Here is a 16,632-nt window from a genome sequence, read left to right as displayed (position 1 = left end):
ATTCGCCCCTGCAGTGCGTGTGGTCGATCAGGTGCAAATGCCAACTACGGCACGAACTCAGGTGGCAAGACATAGTTGCCCGCCGTCGCCGCCGCTCGGGTCGTGATCAGGATTTCGGTTTCCGCAGGCGACTTGCCTTGCGGATGCACCACCCAGATCAAAACCTGTTTTTCATCGGCCGGCCCGGTCGCTGTTTTGTCCGAGTTTGCCCCCAGAACCAAATCGGTCAGCACCTTGCGCAGCGGCTGGTTCTCATATTCGAAGTTTCGAATTTGCTGGTTTTGAGTGATCCCTGCCTTCTCCAGATCGGCCCCGACGATCCGCAACTTGGGCATCGAGGAGGAAGGTGGCAACGATTGTTCGAATTCCTCCACCACCGCATCGACGGCGAACTGCAGCGACAACTGCAAAAACGAGATCGACATTGGCCGGTCCAACATCTGATCAACCGTCAGTGGTTTGACCTCCGGAGCCTGGGCCAGGTCAACGCCGCCACCGGACGGCGTGTTCATCGCCAACAGAGTCGCCAATGTGACCTGGGCACCGGCATCGATCGGCAAATAGGTTGATGCAACCACGGTTTCCCCATCGATCGTACTGCGTGTTTGCTGAGCGACGAATCGCAGCATCAGTGGCAAGCGCGTCGCCAACAGTCGCCAGGACGGATCGGGAACACTGTTCAAGATAAAACTGTCGGCCCAGTCCGGCCACCGCGCCAAGGTGTCGCGAAACGATCGCAGCAGTGTCGGACCGGTCGCACCGCCGCTGGGGATCTCACGCATTTCCACATACAACGCGGCGTCGCGAGCCGTCGCGGTCAACGAAACCGCGGCGACGTCGGGAATCAACCATTGCTTCAGCGGAGCACGAAACTCGGGCACCGCAGCGGCCAGCATCTCGCGGCCATCGGCAAACAAAAAGTTCGGCGTCATCAATGCCACCAAATCACTTTGCTCACTGGTCTGGTCCCACAATGTTTGCATGCTGCGGACCAACGGAATCGAACCGCCGTTGTTCTCAGCGACTTCACGGATCCGATCAAGCGAGCCGACCGCGAACCGTTTGACGAGAGCGTCCGCGGCAAGTTTTCCTTTTTCACCATCGCCGATGAAATACGCATCACTCTTTAAATCTTCGCCGGCGTACAACGTGACTCCCTCCGGAGTCCTTGATTCCGCGGCGCCCCATTTGTCGACCAAGTCCGACAATGCCATGGGCTCTGTCAATTCGATCGTCAACGCGACTTCCGGCCAACCACCCACCCCGGGAAACAAGCCGGCGGTGCAACGCTGGATCTGCTGGATGGACACGCCGCTGCGTTTGGATGCCATCGATTGGATGCTCTCCAGTTCAGGCGCCAACGAATCCGTCAACGGTCGCATGTCGGCACTCGACACGACACGCGCTAGCGGGATCGAAATGATTCCCGCCGGTCCAGGTGGCAATAATTCCAACGAGGGCGGTGGCGAATCAGCGGGATAGGGCGGCACCCACAACAATCGATCGCTGTCAACGATTTCATAGCCGTTGACCAGCGCCGGTTGATCCGGTGTGGCGACGACGCGACGCGAGTCACGGACCTCGGGCACACGGTTGGCAACACCCGGACGAGGCCGAGGTCGCGGCGGTGGTTCCTCCGGCCCACGACCGCGCAGCACAATCGCCAAGCCCAACATCAACAGCGGCAACACCATCATCCCCATCAATAACGGGATCCGATTCTTGTTGCGACGCCGACGCCGACGCAGCGGCGGCTGGCTGGCTGGCGGAGCGGTCGACTCGGCCGACGAAACAAGTTGATCGGGCGATTGCGTTTCGACAGGCACCGAATCGGTGGTCTGGATCTGCGGCGTTTCCCCAGCCACCTCGGCTGCCGACTGCGGCAGATCCTGCTCCGACTGCGGGACCATCGGCGCAGCGGCTGGCGGCGCAGCGGTTGGCGGCGCAGCGGTTGGCGGCGAGACAGTCGGCGGTCGTTGCGGCGGTGGCGTTTCGGTTGTCGACGCCCCAGCCTGTTCGCCCACCGGTGCAATTGTTTCCGGTGCGCTCGTTTCCGGTGCGCTCGTTGCCGGTGCGCTCGTTTCCGGTGCAGGGGTTTCTTTTACCGCAGCGGTGGTTTTCGGTTTTCCGCTGCGTTTTTTGCTCGCCGCCAACTCACCGGCTCGCGAAAGTGCATCGGCCAGCGCCGTCGCCGATGCGAATCGAGCTGCGGGGTCTTTGGCCATCGCATAGGCCAAGACGCGCAGCAGGGGATCGGCCGCGGCCCCCTGCTCCATCGCTTGCTCGAGTTCCGCTGGAGTTTCGTTGGCATGGGCGGCCAACAATTGTTGATTGTCGTCACCGGCACACGCCGGCCGTCCCACATACAGAGAAAACAGCAGACATCCTAGCGAATAAATGTCGCTGGCCGGTGTCGGCACGGCGTTCGCGGCGGCCAATTCCGGTGCCGAATACCGCGCGGCGGGTTCGATTCGATCGATCCAACTGGTCGACATGTCGGCCAGCGGTGGTCGTGGCGGTGACGACGGATCGCGCAGCAAAACCGCGTGCCCTTTGGGCGTGACCCAGACATGATCGGCGCCGACGGCGCCATGAGCGATGCCCGTTTTGGAATCGCCGGGGTGATGCATTGCTTGGAGCGCGGCGGCCAGATCGATCCCGATTCGGACGGTTTTACGGGAGCTGAGCCGGGGGTTGGTCTGCAGCACCTTGCACAGTGAACCGCCTTCGGGAAGTGGCGAAAAAACCAGCACGGTCTGTTCGGCATCCTGTGCCTGGGCGCCACCGGACAATTCGATCGGCTGCAACGTCGCGGCCCCCAGTTCGCCGTGGACGGCCAACCAGTGACGACGTGTTTCATCCAAACCGGCCAGGGGAATGCGGAGCAGAAAACCGTTGCGCAAACCGTCCGCCGGGGCGCTGGCATCACGCTGCACCGGCAACCAGTGGCTAAACGGCTGGATGGGTTGGTCACTGGTGATCACAAACGAACCGATCCGCAGCATGGGAGGTTGTTCGCCCAGCAATTGGCCGGCTTGGAATTTTGTCAGCAGGCCGGCACGCACCAGAAACGCCGCCAACGCGCCGGCGTCGCTGCTGGGATCGGCGTCACCCTGTTTCGCAAACGCCGCCGAATAGCGTTGTGTGTCGTCGCCGGACAATACGCCGGATTGAACCAATCGTGACCAAAATTCGCTTTGTGCGATCGACATGCAGGCAACACACTGACAGTTTCGGGACTAGAAGAGACGCTCAATTGGAAAGTTTAGCCGATTCGATCGAATTCTGAGACAAACGAAACCAGAACCCTGTCATTGAAAGCCTATTTGCGACCAATAATTACTAGCCGGCGGGTGAAAATGGGAAAGATTGGACGCCCGCGGTTTAGACTAGTCGACCAAGTTTGTTCCGAGCCGGGTGCTGTGTGTTGAATATCGTTTACTTGACGACCGAAGCGGTCCCGTTTGCCAAAACCGGCGGACTGGCCGATGTCTGTGGGACGTTACCCCGCGAAGTCGCCGCATTGGGGCACCGCTGTGCCGTGATCATGCCGGCGTTTCGCAGTGTCTTTCGAGCCGGGATGGAGATCGAAAGCACCGATATCAGCTTTGCGATTCCGATGTCGCCCAAAAAGCTGATCGGGGGCCGGTTATTAAAAAGCCGACTGCCCGATAGCAACGTTTCCGTTTGGTTCATCGATCAGCCACAGTATTTTGACCGGGAGTCACTGTATGGGGATTCCAGCGGTGACTATCCCGACAATGCCGAGCGATTTGCATTTTTTTGCCGCGCCGCCTTGGCGGCCATTGCGCGAATCGACATGCCGGTCGATGTGGTGCACTGCAACGATTGGCAATCCGGTTTGGTCCCGGCCCTGATCCGCGCTGCGCCGGACGCCAATCCACAGCTCAAAGGCGCCGCCACGCTGATGACCATTCACAACATGGCCTATCAAGGCAATTTCGCCGCCGGCTCGTTCCCTTGGACCGGATTGGATTGGAGCTTTTTCAATCACGAGTCATTCGAGTTCTATGGGCAGCTGAACTTTCTCAAAACAGGCATTGCGACCGCCGATCATGTGACCACCGTCAGCCCTCGTTATGCGATGGAAATCTGCACGCCGCAGCACGGTTGCGGTCTCAACGGTGTGTTGGAATCCAAAGGCAGTCGGGTCACGGGAATCACCAACGGCATCGACACGACCATCTGGAATCCGGCAACCGATGTAAAAATCCCGGTCCCCTTTGACCCATCCAATTGGCAACTCGGCAAAGCCGGCAACAAGCAAGCGCTGCAAGCTGAATTCGGATTGGAATCCTCGGCCGACGTCCCGATGATCGGTCTGGTCGGTCGATTGGCGGATCAAAAAGGCTGGGATTTGATTCTGCCGGTGATCGAAACCCATGTCCGCGAGGGCCGTCCGACACAGTGGATGATTCTGGGCAGCGGTGACAAACGGATCGAACAGGATCTGCAACGACTGGCCGCCGAAGCACCGCAGCAGGTCGCTGCCCACATCGGATTTGATGATGCGCTGGCGCATCGGATCGAAGCCGGTTCGGACCTGTTTGTGATGCCCAGCCACTATGAACCCTGCGGGCTGAACCAACTGTACAGCCTGCGATATGGCACAATTCCGGTCGTCACGGCGACCGGCGGTCTGGCCGACACCGTGGTCGACACCAACCCCGAAACGCTGGCCAATCAGACAGCGACGGGTTTTTACGTTTACGATTTTTCACCGCGGGGACTGGACCAGGCGATCGGCCGGGCGCTGCATTTACGCTACCACGAGAAAAAAAACTGGGAAAATCTGGTCGGCCGAGCGATGGCCGCTGACTGGTCGTGGAGGAAAAGTGCTTCCCAGTATTTGGAACTTTACGACAACGCAGTTTCCCTTAAACAAGGCAAACACGGCAGGGCGGGGTAGAGGCAAACACCGCTTTTCAAATTTCCTGTGGAGAAGCGCCTTTTAATTGCTGAGAAAACGTTAGAGTTGTAGGGAGTCGGTCCCCCGTCAGTTGTGATAGGACGCCAGCACGGGGACGAAAGGACGATGCACTGAAAATCGAGGTGGGTTCTTCGGTCAGGCGTCCTTCCATCCCAACCTAACCCACTTGCTATCCGAATGTCGTCTGAAAATGACTCACGATTGAAGGTACAACCGGCCGTCGCGTCTGCGGCCCAGCAAATCAAAGAAGCCGTATCGGAGTACCGATCGGCCACGCCCGCCGCAGAGAACGACACGTTGATGTCGTCGGCCGGCGAAACAGAAGCGATCTGGCCGAACCGAGCGTCCGATCAGCCCGGCAATCAGACCGCTGTCGGAATTCACGCTCGCCGTGTCCGACGCAATCGCCCCCAGCGAAACCGGGCCGCGATCGACGCCAATCAAAATCAAGAACTGACGGCCTATCGCGGTGACGCCACAACGTCTCACTCGCGACGCGACCTGTTGACCGGTGACTGGACGATTTTCGCCTCGCTGCGTGAACAACGCCCCAACGAGTACGCTCCGCTGGAGACTCAACTCGAATCCCGTCTGGAATCGCAACGCACCGCATGCACCGCCGATCATTTGGCAATCGATCCGGCCTGTCCGTTTTGTTGCGGATCGGAACAGCAAACCCCCGATGCCGTCTGGTCGGCTCGACTGGGCGAATTGACCGCTGAGACCTCCGGTGATTCGATGGCCCGGTTCGCACGCCCCGCAGCCGAGATCGTCCACGGCGGACAAGACAACTGGGACGTTCGCGTCGTCCCCAATAAATTCCCCGCCGTCAGCCCCTGCAGCGACCGCAACGAAACCCGCGACAATCGGCAGACATTGTTTCCCATCGCCGACGTGGTCGGAGGTCACGAAGTGGTGATCGAATCGTCCCACCACGCCGAATCGATGCTGCAACTGGATTCGTCATCAATCTTCTTAGCGTTACTGGCCTATCGCGATCGCATTCGACACTGGCGTGACATCCCCGGAATTGAATACATCAGCGTGTTCAAAAATTCGGGACTCGAAGCCGGCGCGTCGCTGCGTCATAGCCATAGCCAATTGGTTGCAACCAGCATCATGCCGCATCGCGTCGCCAGCCTGTTGGCGCGAACCGAAGCACACCGTGCTCGAACCGGTTGTTCATTGGGCTGTGACCTACTGCGTGCTGAATTGGCGGAAAAGAAGCGGATCATTGGTCAAACCGATTCCCTGGTTGCATTCTGCCCCTTTGCCAGTCGCTTTGCCGGCCTGATTCGAATCACGTCGATCGCCCATCAACCCCACTTTGAACGGCTCTCCGATGCTTCACTGGACCACTTGTCCAGCCTGTTGTGGCGCGTGCTTAGCTGGGTTAATCGCGCGTTTCCCGGCAAAGCATTCAACTACATGCTGCACACCTGCCCGCCGGGCAGCAAGCAACCCGAATCATTCCAATGGTCGCTGGACGTATTCCCGCGCTTGAACAAAGTCGCCGGATTCGAATGGAGCAGCGACTGTATGATCAATTCCATGCTGCCAGAGGTTGCGGCGGAACAGTATCGCCAAGTCGCTCGGCAATCCGATCCTCGCAACGTTCTGGCGATTCGCTGATCCCCCCGCAGTTGCGGTCGTGGAATCAACGTCTTGCAAAGCGGGGCCGCGACTGAAAACAAGAATCTGGTTTTCGGTAAAATGACTTAGGTTTTGCCCCCGGCGGTCGCCGATACTGGATCCTGGGCGGCTTTTGACGGTTAGGCGAAAAAGTCGGCGTCGGGAAACCTTGCGACATCTCACCGGCTGATTTTCCGACATCCGAAATATTCGTGCCAAGCCGGCCATACGGAATTTGTTGGCGGTTCCCTACAATCCAGTTCGCTTGCGCGGGGGCCGGGCCATGAATTGTCGATTCGTAGTTTCCGTGTCCTGCTTTTTGCCTTCTATCCACGCTTTCAGCACCACCGAACATGCCTGCACACGTCCATCTCTGCTTGGTTCTGCACAACCACCAACCGATCGGCAACTTTGACGGTGTGTTTGAACAGGCTTACCAGGATAGCTACCTGCCTTTCCTGGACGTTTTCGAGCCCTACGATCAGCTGCAAATCTCGCTGCACACGTCCGGTCCGCTGATGATGTGGATCGCCGAGCGGCATCCCGAATACTTGGATCGGTTGCGATTGCTGGTCGAATCCGGTCGCATCGAGATCGTTGGTGGTCCCCAATACGAACCGATCATGACGATGCTGCCGTCGCGCGATCGTGTCGGCCAAATTGAAACCTACGGCCAATGGCTGGAACGCAACTTGGGCGTGCGTCCTCGCGGGATGTGGACACCGGAACGCGTTTGGGAATCGGGGCTGACCAGTGACGTTGCCGATGCCGGCATCAGTTACACGGTGTTGGATGATTATCACTTCCGTGCTGCCGGTGTGCCCGAAGACGAATTGACCGGGTACTTCATCACCGAAGACCAAGGCCGATTGCTGCGGATTTTCCCCGGCTCGGAACACCTGCGTTACACGATTCCGTTCCAGCCCGTCGCGGCAACCATCGACCACTGTCGCTCCATCGCTGAAAAACATCCCGGCGCTGTGCTGACTTTCGGTGATGATGGCGAAAAATTTGGAACTTGGCCGGATACCAAACAACACGTCTACGATGACGGTTGGCTGAAATCACTGTTCGATGCGCTGACCGAGAATGCGTCTTGGTTGCACTGCGTCACGTTGGGCGATGCGATCAATCGCACCGCGCCGGCTGGCAAGGTCTACTTGCCCGATTGCAGCTATCGTGAAATGACCGAGTGGTCACTACCGACCGAAGCTCAAATCAAGCTGGACGACCTGACGCACGAACTAGAATCAGAGCCTTACTGGGACGATCTAAAGACGTTCTTACGTGGCGGATATTGGCGTAACTTCAAAACGAAGTACGAAGAAACCAACGAGATGTACGCGCGGATGATGCATGTCAGTCGCCGCCTGGCCGATGCCGAATCGGCTGGCGTCGACCCTGGCCAATTGGCCGTCATTCGCGACCATCTGTATCGTGGACAGTGCAACTGCCCCTACTGGCATGGCGCTTTTGGCGGGATCTATCTGCCGCATTTGCGAAACGCCGTCTACCAACATTTGATCACGGCCGACAATTTGTTGAGCGGGTTGACCGGCGAACTGTCCGAAGCCGTGCAAGCGACCGCCGACGACTATGACTTTGACGGACTGCAAGAAGTCCGTTTAAGCAATGAGAAACTCTGTGCCTGGGTCGCCCCCGGGCGCGGCGGTCGCATCTATGAACTGGATGTCCGCGACATCAGTCACAACCTGCTTGCGACCTTGCAGCGACGCCCCGAAAGCTATCACCAAAAAGTCCTCTCCGGCCCCAGTGCCGCCGGCGAATCAGTCGCCAGCATTCATGACCGTGTCGTGTTCAAACAAGCCGATTTGGACAAGCGATTGCAGTATGATCGCTATGCTCGCAAGAGCTTGATGGATCACTTCTATGACAACGATGCAACGCTGGAAACGGTTTCACGTGGCGAGGCAATGGAACGTGGCGATTTCGTCGAACTACCCTTCGAAGCCAAACTGCGACGTGGAAGCGATCGTGTCCAAGTGCAAATGCGACGCGAAGGCAATGCCTGGGGCATCCCGATCGTGTTGACCAAAGCGGTGACGATGGTCGCTGGCAGTCAATCGTTGGAGATCACTTACTTGCTGGAAAATCTGCCGACCGATCGAGAGCTACACTTCGGTATCGAAATGAATTTCGCCGGTCTGCCCTCCGGTGCCGACGATCGCTACTTCACCGACCAGAACGACCAGCGTCTGGGACAGTTGGGCGAAAAACTGGATCTGCATGACGCCAAACAACTCTCGCTATCCGATCGCTGGTTGGGGATCGACGTGGTGCTCTCACTCGATCGTCCGAGCGGTATTTGGGCCTTCCCGATCGAAACGGTCAGCCAGAGCGAAGCCGGTTTCGAACTGGTGCATCAAAGCGTATGCGTGCATCCCCACTGGTTGGTCCGCGGCGATGCCGAAGGCCGCTGGCACGTGACCATCGAACTGGCCGCCAACTGTGAACAGAACGCCGAAACCATCAACGAGCAACAAGTGATCCAGCTCTAGGAATCGATTCCTAGCGCGACATCGGCAACTGGTTGAACGATGCAAGCCCGGCCCGATCGGTGCTCCAGACATCGTTCCCATCCAGGTATCCGGTTACCGGCAGCGTGGTTCTGCGGATAAACGTGTATTGCCATCGCAACTCACCATCCGCCGGGACCGCTTCCAGCAGCACCAGTGCTTCAGGATCGGTCGTGTGGGCGAAACAAAATACAGCGCCGTCAGTGATTTGTTCGGATGCCTTTTCGTATCGATACAAAGGCGTTGGCAAAAGTCGTAATTGCTCACGCGTCGCCTCGCCTTTTCGACTGAGAGTTTCGACGGCTGTGAAGCGACGAATCAAGTCCTTCATTTGCAGCAAGCGACGGCGTCGATCGGTGCTAGGGGGATCGCTTTCGGGAACCGGGTGGAACTGGATTAAATCCACGCCCATTTCCCACGACGGCTTGCCATCCAATTTTCCGACAATCGGCGATCGCGTCAGCGTCCCGAATTCGTGGTACAGCTTCTTATTCGGTCCAGGCCAGATACAGCATACTGCTTTGGGTTGACCGTCTTTGAGATACAGCACCGTGCGAAACTTGCCAACTCCGCCCGCCAATGGATTGTTCCAGGTCAATACCTTCACCGGCTTCATCGCCTGGGTGTCGCCATCAACGTAAACCGAATAGCGCTCCAAACTACGATCAATGTCCACCTCCAGTTTGGTTTTCCCCTGCGGTTTCGCAGCCGAGTCGGATTGCTGGGCATTGCAGACCGATGCCCCCAGTATAAAGACGATCACCACCGAGCCAAGCAGCCGGCTTCCAAAGCCAGATGGGGTACCTCGTAAACCAATTCGAATCGACATCATGAGTTCTCTGTAGAGAATAGAACGAGTGGTGTCGAGTACCCGCAAGGAAACTCGGTGAATCGCAACGAACCCAATCCCATTCACGGCCGTCGTTCTTCCAGCCACGTCTGGCGGGGGACTTTGTCGGGCTGGTCGATCGCCCATTGTGGGATCGGGAACCACCGCAGTCCACTGACACGGGGATAGGTTTCCCAGACGTCTGCATTGGCCGGATCGGTGACCCGAACATCCTCTGTTTGACGCAGATAGGACTGCAACTGCGAATCCAGCTGATCACATAGCGAACGGGAACCTGGATCGTCGGCCAAGTTATTGAGACAGGCCGGGTCGACGCGGATGTCATACAACTCTTGCGCCGGTCGCATCCCGACAGCCAACTCCAGCAATCGATTGATCTGTGGATCCGCTTTGTTTTCGATCATCCAGTCAAGCGTCGGACAGGCATCGATATCGTGATAGCCACCGTCAACCGGACCGAGTGTTGATTCGACAAGTTGGGCGGAGTCGTCGAAATCGGCCGAGTCGTATTTCTGCGGTGCACCGGCCGGGTAACGCTCGGGAGCAAAATTGCGAATATACAAATGTGTGTCGGTACGAATGCATCGGCCGGGATAACCGAGTGTGTGGTAGCGTGACGACGAGTGTCGCTCGCGCCCGCTGTAGACAGCCTGACGCACCGGCGGTGTCTTGCCGGCCTGATCGCTCAGACGTGGCAGCAAGTTGTGCCCTGGCATTTGGTCGGCCTGCTGCGGCTGGACCGCGGCGGCGGCAAAAATCGTTTTCGTCACGTCGATCAGGCTGACCAAGTCATCGCTCTGTTTGCCGCCAGGAATTCGCTGCGGCCAGGCAATTGCCAGTGGCATGTGAACCCCATATTCATACAAGTTGGCTTTGGCTCGTGGGAAAGACATCCCGTTGTCACTGGTCACGACCACCAATGTATTTTCCAGTTCACCCTCGCGTTGCAGGCGATCGAGCATCCGCCCCAGATGATTGTCAAACCACTCGATTTCAAACAGATAGTCCGCGATATCGCTGCGTACGGTGGGCGAATCGGGCAGGAATTCTGGGACGCTGACTTGATCGGGGTCGATTCCGTTTTTCGCCCCCAATCCGCGACCAAACACACGGTGCGGCTCCGAGGCGCCGAACCAGAAACAAAACGGTTGGTCGTCATCACGAGCGTCTAGGAAATCATCAAAGTTGGCAGCATAGTCGTTGGACGAAATGCCTGGGGGCGATTTCTGTTTGCGTTTGCCATAGTCCTGACCGGCCGGATTGTGTGGCCAACCCTCGGCCTTGCCCGGCGCCCATCCCTTGCCGGTCATCCCGACGTGGTAACCCGCCGCATCCAACTGTTGGGTGTAGACCGGCAAGTCCGTTGGAAAGTAACTCGCATGCGTCCCGGCTTCACGCAGCTGCCAAATTTCGCGGCCAGTCAAAAACGCTGCTCGCATCGGGCTACAACCGGGTGCCGGCGTGAACGCGTTGTGAAACAAGACGCCGGACTTTGCCACACGATCAAAATTCGGTGTGCGACTTGCCGCATCCCCATAGGCCGATGCGTGTGGGTAAGACTGGTCGTCTGAGATCGCGATCAGAATGTTTGGTCGCTTCAGCGATCCAGATTGTGCGACCGCGGTGGACAAGGTTGCCGAAGAAAGCCAGACGCAACAAAACACCAACACGACTCGACGGAAATGACAATACGTTGGCACGGTGGCAGGCCTTAGTGGTTGGGAGAGACAAAAATCAACGCGCAGTTTAAAGCAGAACAATTGGCACAGTCGTTGTTAGATGCGTGGCAGGATGCGGTGCCGCTTGCGGAATTTGAGTGGTGTTTCACCGAGGTGTTTTTTGAACTGCTGTGTGAACGCGCTCTGGTCACAAAACCCGAACTTGATCGAGATATCACCAACGCTCAATTCGGTATTGACCAGAGCATCACTGGCCGCTTTGATCCGCGTCTTGGCCAAAAACTCTTGCACATTCATCCCGAATAGTTCGACAAATCGGCGGTGCAATTGCCGTGGCGAAACACCGGCGATGGTCGCCAATTCACTGACGCCAATTTTCCGATCGAGATGGTCGTGAATGTGTTTCAAGATGTCGTCGATCTGCGAGTACGCTTGGATCTCGGCGCGGGCACCGTTGTAATCGCGGACCGTCCCCATCAACCCAATCACCTCGCCCTGCAAATTGCGGATCGGCAGCTTGGTGGTGACAAACCAATCCAGCAGTCGATGTTCGGTGTACCAAATCTCGACACGATTGATCAGCGGCCGACCAGAGTCCATCACGGCTTTGTCGTCACGTACAAATTCATCGGCCAATTGAGACGGGAAGTGATCGTAGTCGGTTGAGCCAACAATCTCTTCCTCGCTGGAGGCACCGAGCCGCTTGAGGATCGCGACGCTGACCCCCATCATTCGACTTTCGCGGTCTTTGAAAAAAAAGTACACGTCGGGAATGTGCGCGAACAGCTGCTGGAATTGTTGACGACCGCCCATCTCTTGGAAAAAATCATTTTGCAGCTGCCACGCCTTACCAGAGGGACTCAGAATCATCGTATTGAACCGACACTATTCGCTATGAACGGAGAGGGGGGGAATCTAATATCGTCGGCCAATCTGTCGATCAATGCAACCAAACTGGGCGAATAATGCTGCGGCCGACGTTGCCGTCCTGTCGCGACCGCTCCCACAGTGACCGCGTTTCGATGTAAACTTTCTGCCCCGCCGATTCTAAATCGTGACCCCCTCCCTTTCACAATGTTGAGCTGCTTTCAATGCGAATTCTCACCGCCACATTGGCCCTGACCTGTCTAGTCGCAATTGGACTGAAAGTCGCCGACGGGCCGGGCGCGCATGCCGCCCTGTTCGCCAACAGTTTTCTGGATCAATTGGATGAAAAACAGAAAGCCGTCGCGATGATGCCTTTCGACAGCGAGAAACGCGTCGATTGGCACTTCATCCCCAAAAAAACCCGCAAGGGATTGGTGCTGCGGGAAATGAACCCCGCTCAGCGTGTTGCTGCGCTGCGATTGTTGCGTTCGGCCCTTAGCGAAGCCGGCTATAGCAAAGCCAGCCGAATCATGCTGCTCGAAGGCGTTCTGCGTCAGCTGGAAGGCGATGGCCGGACCTGGGAACGCGACCCCCACAAGTACTTTGTGACGATTTTTGGAACCCCGGGTGACGAAGGCCGGTGGGGCCTGAGTTTCGAAGGGCACCACCTGTCGATGAATTTCAGTTTCCGCGACGGCGAATTGGTCGACAGCACGCCGCAATTTTTCGCCGCCAACCCGGCCATTGTCAAAGCCGACGTCTCGGGGCCGCTCGGCAAAGGCACTCGCGTGTTGCGTGACGAAGAACAGCTGGCGTTTGAATTGATCGATGCAATGACCGACGACCAACGCAAGCAAGCCATTTTTGCCGACGAAGCGTTAGAAGAAATTCGCTTTGCCGGGACTCCCCAAGTCGAAACCGAAGACCCCGTCGGCATCGCTCTGAGTGATCTAAGTGAAGACGGGCAAGCGCTGCTGAAGAAACTGGTCAACACCTACATCGATGCGGTTGCCACCCCGGTTGCTGAAAGCCGACGTCAAATCGTCGACAACGATGGTTGGGACAGCATCCAATTCGGCTGGGCCGGTGCGACCAAACCGGGTATCGGACACTACTACCGTGTCCGTGGCAAAAGTTTCCTGATCGAATTCGTCAACACGCAAGCCGACGCGGCTGGCAACCCCGCCAACCACATCCATTGCGTCTGGCGAGACCTGACCGGGGACTTCGACCTAGAACCCTAATCGCGGAAACGGGGTTCTATGCGGACGTTAAAAATGCGTACAGCCCCACCAAGGTTTTGGCGTCGCGGATTTTTCCACTGCCGATCCACTGAACGATCTCCTGGCGAGTGGCAATGCGATTGATGATCGCTTCGGTTGCTTCGCGTTGGGGGTCGCCGGCGACCAATCCCGTCGCTCGGTACAGGTGCATCAGTTCGTCACAGATACCGGGTGCCGAGTAGAACTGGTGCATCAACTCGAATGAGCTGGCGCTGTATCCGGTTTCTTCGATCAATTCACGCGACGCCGTCACCGCGGCGTCTTCGTTGGGTTCGCGTGTCCCGGCAGGCAATTCCAGCAGCGTCTCGCCGACCGTCGGCCGCGTGTTTTCGATCATCACCACGCGGCCGTCGTCTAAAATCGGCAGCAAAACCACTGCCCCGGGGTGACGGATCACTTCACGCTGGTATTGTTGGCCATCGTCACCGGTCAACGTCATTCGGTGAACGTTGAACCGGGCTCCCTGCAACAACAGTGGTTCATTCGGATCACTTTCGGGGCTCATCAATACTCGCTCGCTGGAAACATGTTCGGATTCCTTAACTGTCACAAACCAATTGGATTCTCCTCTCGAGATGTCGTCAATGTCATCCAAGGTCAGCTGCGCGGGCAACGTGTCAAAATCGGACACTGCGGGACCTTGGACCCGCTGGCCGACGGCGTGCTGTTGGTCGGTGTCGGCCCGGCGGCGAAACTGGTCCCCTATGTCCACGAAGCGGACAAGTGTTATCGCGGCAATTTTCGATTGGCAGCGGAAAGTCCCACCGGCGACATGGAATTCGAGCCAACGGTGTATTCGGATCACCCGATCCCCACCACAGAACAACTCGCCGCCGCCTGTCAAACTTTGATCGGTTCGATCGAACAGGTGCCGCCGGCCTACTCGGCAATCAAAGTGGATGGGAAACGGGCGTATCGAATGGCCCGCCAAGGCCAGACGGTCGAAATGCCGGCGCGGCAGGTCCAGATCGATTCGATCAAGGTGCTGGAATACCAGTACCCGGATCTATCGTTGGAAATCGTCTGTGGAACCGGCACCTACATCCGTACCTTGGGAATGGATTTGGCCCAGGCGGTGGGCACGGTCGCAGTCATGACGGCGTTGACGCGAACGCGCGTGGGTGAATTTGAGTTAGCCGATTCGATTACAATCGACCAGATTCGCGAAAACGAGATTGAATCGATGTTGATGCCGGCGGCACTGGGCGTGTCTCACATGACCTCGCTCTCTGTCGATGCGGAAGAATGCGTTCGCTTGACCAATGGACTGGGGCTGTCCCCATCGCGGCAGCCGACGCCAGGTCCGGATCCGCAGCCGCTTGAGATCGCAGCGCTGACCCCGCAGGGAAATTTGAAAGCGATCCTGGTTCAAAAAAACGGCTGCTGGTACCCCAAGCGGGTCTTTCCTGATGCAGGCGGAAACCCTGCTTCATCAATCAATCAGACGTAGCCACTTGCTGGGGCTGCTCGACAAACGGGTCGGAGTACTTCGGATCGGTCAACAAGCTTTCGTCAGTCAACGTGGACAAGAATTTTGCCAAGGCAACCTTGGGCACTTCCGGCAACGCCAAACCATTGGCGGCAAAATCGCGTAACCGCTCATCCAGATTCTCTTGCGGGCGCACACTCCAATTGTAGTGCTCAATGACTTGATCGATCGTCTCGAATCGACCGTCATGCATGTAGGGTCCCGTCAAATCGATGTTGCGCAGCGTCGATGCTTTGAACAACCCTCGGTCGCGCGCGTTACCCGAATGGGTAGCGACACCAAAATCATCGTCTGCCGCACCGCTATCGATGCCGTTGTTGGTGGGCTGACGCAATTGAAAGACCAGCCATTGGGACGAGGGAAAATTTGTCCTGTCTGAACTGAACGGTTCATTTCGATAGCCTGGAAGATGACACTCGGCGCACAGGGCGCGGCCAAAGAATTGTTGCTTTCCCAAATTTTCCTGCTCGGTGAAATTGGGAAACGGTTCCAGTGGCGATTGGGTTTGCGCCAGCCCGATGTCGTAGCGAGAATTGAATGAGACGATCGAACGCACAAATTGAGCCAGCGCTTTGGCGATCCGTTGCTCGGTGACTTTCGGATCGTTGAACGCGTTGCGAAACAGGGGTGGGTAGATCGGATCCTGTTGCAGCTGCGGCACCAATTGATCCAGGTCATGCCCCATTTCGAGTCGGTTTTCAATCGGCATTAAAACCTGGTCTTCCAAGCTGGCGGCGCGTTCATCCCAAAAGAATCGACCGCGGCGATAAAAACGCAGGTTCACCAGACTCATTGAATTTCGGGCCAACGACTGGCCATCAAATCCAAGGCTGCTGGCGCGGGGATCGCTAAAGGCGTGTTTCTGGTCGTGGCAGCTGGCACACGATACCGTGCCATTGACCGACAACGACCGGTCGTAAAACAAGACGCGTCCCAGGGTTGCGCCGTGGTCGGTGATCGGATTGTCACTGGGCGTGTTGTCCAGTGCTGTCATCACAGCGGTGACAGTGACGGGAAACGATTCCAAACGGTAGCGGAAGGGTTCGTCCGGCAATTGAATCTGGCGGGGGCCACTTTCCGGCGTTCGTACACTGGAATTGGCCAAACTGACATCGGTCTGAGCATGGGAAAGGCCGCTCACGCCCCAAAAAACGGCCAAAATCAAGCTAAAAATAGAGTTTTGATTGAAATCCATCAAATCTTCTTCCGAATGCCGCGGAGTCGTGTAGGCGACAACGCATTTAACTGTAGAGGGGATCGGCATCCAGAGTGCCGATCAAACAACCCGTCAGTTTGACGGGTGTCCGCTGGCGAACGGATTGCCTGATGGCCGTGCATTGTATG

General features: G+C 57.3%; 11 protein-coding genes. 5 read left to right on the top strand and 6 right to left on the bottom strand.

The genetic code is table 11. The annotated features are described in order from the left end of the window. Window positions 1-44: 44 nt before the first annotated feature. On the bottom strand, window positions 45-3,212 hold the full coding sequence (locus tag NHH03_RS22410) for a serine/threonine protein kinase (protein ID WP_253159864.1): 3,168 nt from the start codon (window positions 3,210-3,212) through the stop codon (window positions 45-47). Between the two features lie 215 nt (window positions 3,213-3,427). Between NHH03_RS22410 and glgA the strand changes: the two genes are divergently transcribed. The 3 genes from glgA to NHH03_RS22395 all read left to right on the top strand — a co-directional run bounded on the left by glgA (window position 3,428) and on the right by NHH03_RS22395 (window position 9,102). Beyond that, window positions 3,428-4,930: a glycogen synthase GlgA gene (glgA, locus tag NHH03_RS22405; protein ID WP_253159861.1), complete on the top strand. Its 1,503-nt coding sequence runs from the start codon at window positions 3,428-3,430 to the stop codon at window positions 4,928-4,930. Between the two features lie 198 nt (window positions 4,931-5,128). After that, on the top strand, window positions 5,129-6,583 hold the full coding sequence (locus NHH03_RS22400; RefSeq protein ID WP_253159858.1) for a galactose-1-phosphate uridylyltransferase: 1,455 nt from the start codon (window positions 5,129-5,131) through the stop codon (window positions 6,581-6,583). A 353-nt stretch (window positions 6,584-6,936) separates the two neighbouring features. Next, window positions 6,937-9,102, top strand: coding sequence for an alpha-amylase/4-alpha-glucanotransferase domain-containing protein (locus tag NHH03_RS22395; protein ID WP_253159856.1), 2,166 nt, complete (start codon window positions 6,937-6,939; stop codon window positions 9,100-9,102). Window positions 9,103-9,112: 10 nt separating this feature from the next. On the opposite strand, the gene NHH03_RS22390 is transcribed toward NHH03_RS22395, so the two are convergent. From NHH03_RS22390 to NHH03_RS22380, 3 genes are all read right to left on the bottom strand, one after another. Next, window positions 9,113-9,952: a hypothetical protein gene (locus NHH03_RS22390; protein ID WP_253159854.1), complete on the bottom strand. Its 840-nt coding sequence runs from the start codon at window positions 9,950-9,952 to the stop codon at window positions 9,113-9,115. Between the two features lie 80 nt (window positions 9,953-10,032). Beyond that, window positions 10,033-11,670 (bottom strand): sulfatase family protein, encoded by a 1,638-nt coding sequence (locus NHH03_RS22385; protein ID WP_253159852.1) that lies wholly within the window; start codon window positions 11,668-11,670, stop codon window positions 10,033-10,035. 75 nt (window positions 11,671-11,745) lie between these two features. Next, window positions 11,746-12,519, bottom strand: coding sequence for an AraC family transcriptional regulator (locus NHH03_RS22380; RefSeq protein WP_253159850.1), 774 nt, complete (start codon window positions 12,517-12,519; stop codon window positions 11,746-11,748). Between the two features lie 221 nt (window positions 12,520-12,740). Here NHH03_RS22380 and NHH03_RS22375 point away from each other — a divergent pair, with 221 nt between their 5' ends. Continuing rightward, window positions 12,741-13,760: a DUF3500 domain-containing protein gene (locus NHH03_RS22375; protein ID WP_253159849.1), complete on the top strand. Its 1,020-nt coding sequence runs from the start codon at window positions 12,741-12,743 to the stop codon at window positions 13,758-13,760. Window positions 13,761-13,776: 16 nt separating this feature from the next. Here the strand turns inward: NHH03_RS22375 and NHH03_RS22370 are convergent, their stop codons facing one another. Next, window positions 13,777-14,304, bottom strand: coding sequence for an NUDIX hydrolase (locus NHH03_RS22370; RefSeq protein WP_253159847.1), 528 nt, complete (start codon window positions 14,302-14,304; stop codon window positions 13,777-13,779). Between the two features lie 21 nt (window positions 14,305-14,325). Here NHH03_RS22370 and truB point away from each other — a divergent pair, with 21 nt between their 5' ends. After that, window positions 14,326-15,249 carry a tRNA pseudouridine(55) synthase TruB gene (gene truB / locus NHH03_RS22365; RefSeq protein ID WP_253159844.1) on the top strand — a complete coding sequence of 308 codons (924 nt, stop codon included), beginning with the start codon at window positions 14,326-14,328 and terminating at the stop codon, window positions 15,247-15,249. On the opposite strand, the gene NHH03_RS22360 is transcribed toward truB, so the two are convergent. Then, on the bottom strand, window positions 15,236-16,483 hold the full coding sequence (locus tag NHH03_RS22360; RefSeq protein ID WP_253159842.1) for a cytochrome-c peroxidase: 1,248 nt from the start codon (window positions 16,481-16,483) through the stop codon (window positions 15,236-15,238). The genes truB and NHH03_RS22360 overlap by 14 nt on opposite strands. Window positions 16,484-16,632 lie beyond the last annotated feature (149 nt).

This window comes from Stieleria tagensis, from assembly GCF_024129865.1.
Classification (GTDB): domain Bacteria; phylum Planctomycetota; class Planctomycetia; order Pirellulales; family Pirellulaceae; genus Stieleria; species Stieleria tagensis.
The sequence above is the reverse complement of the archived record's forward strand: the minus strand, read 5'-3'. Positions and strand labels throughout refer to the sequence as shown.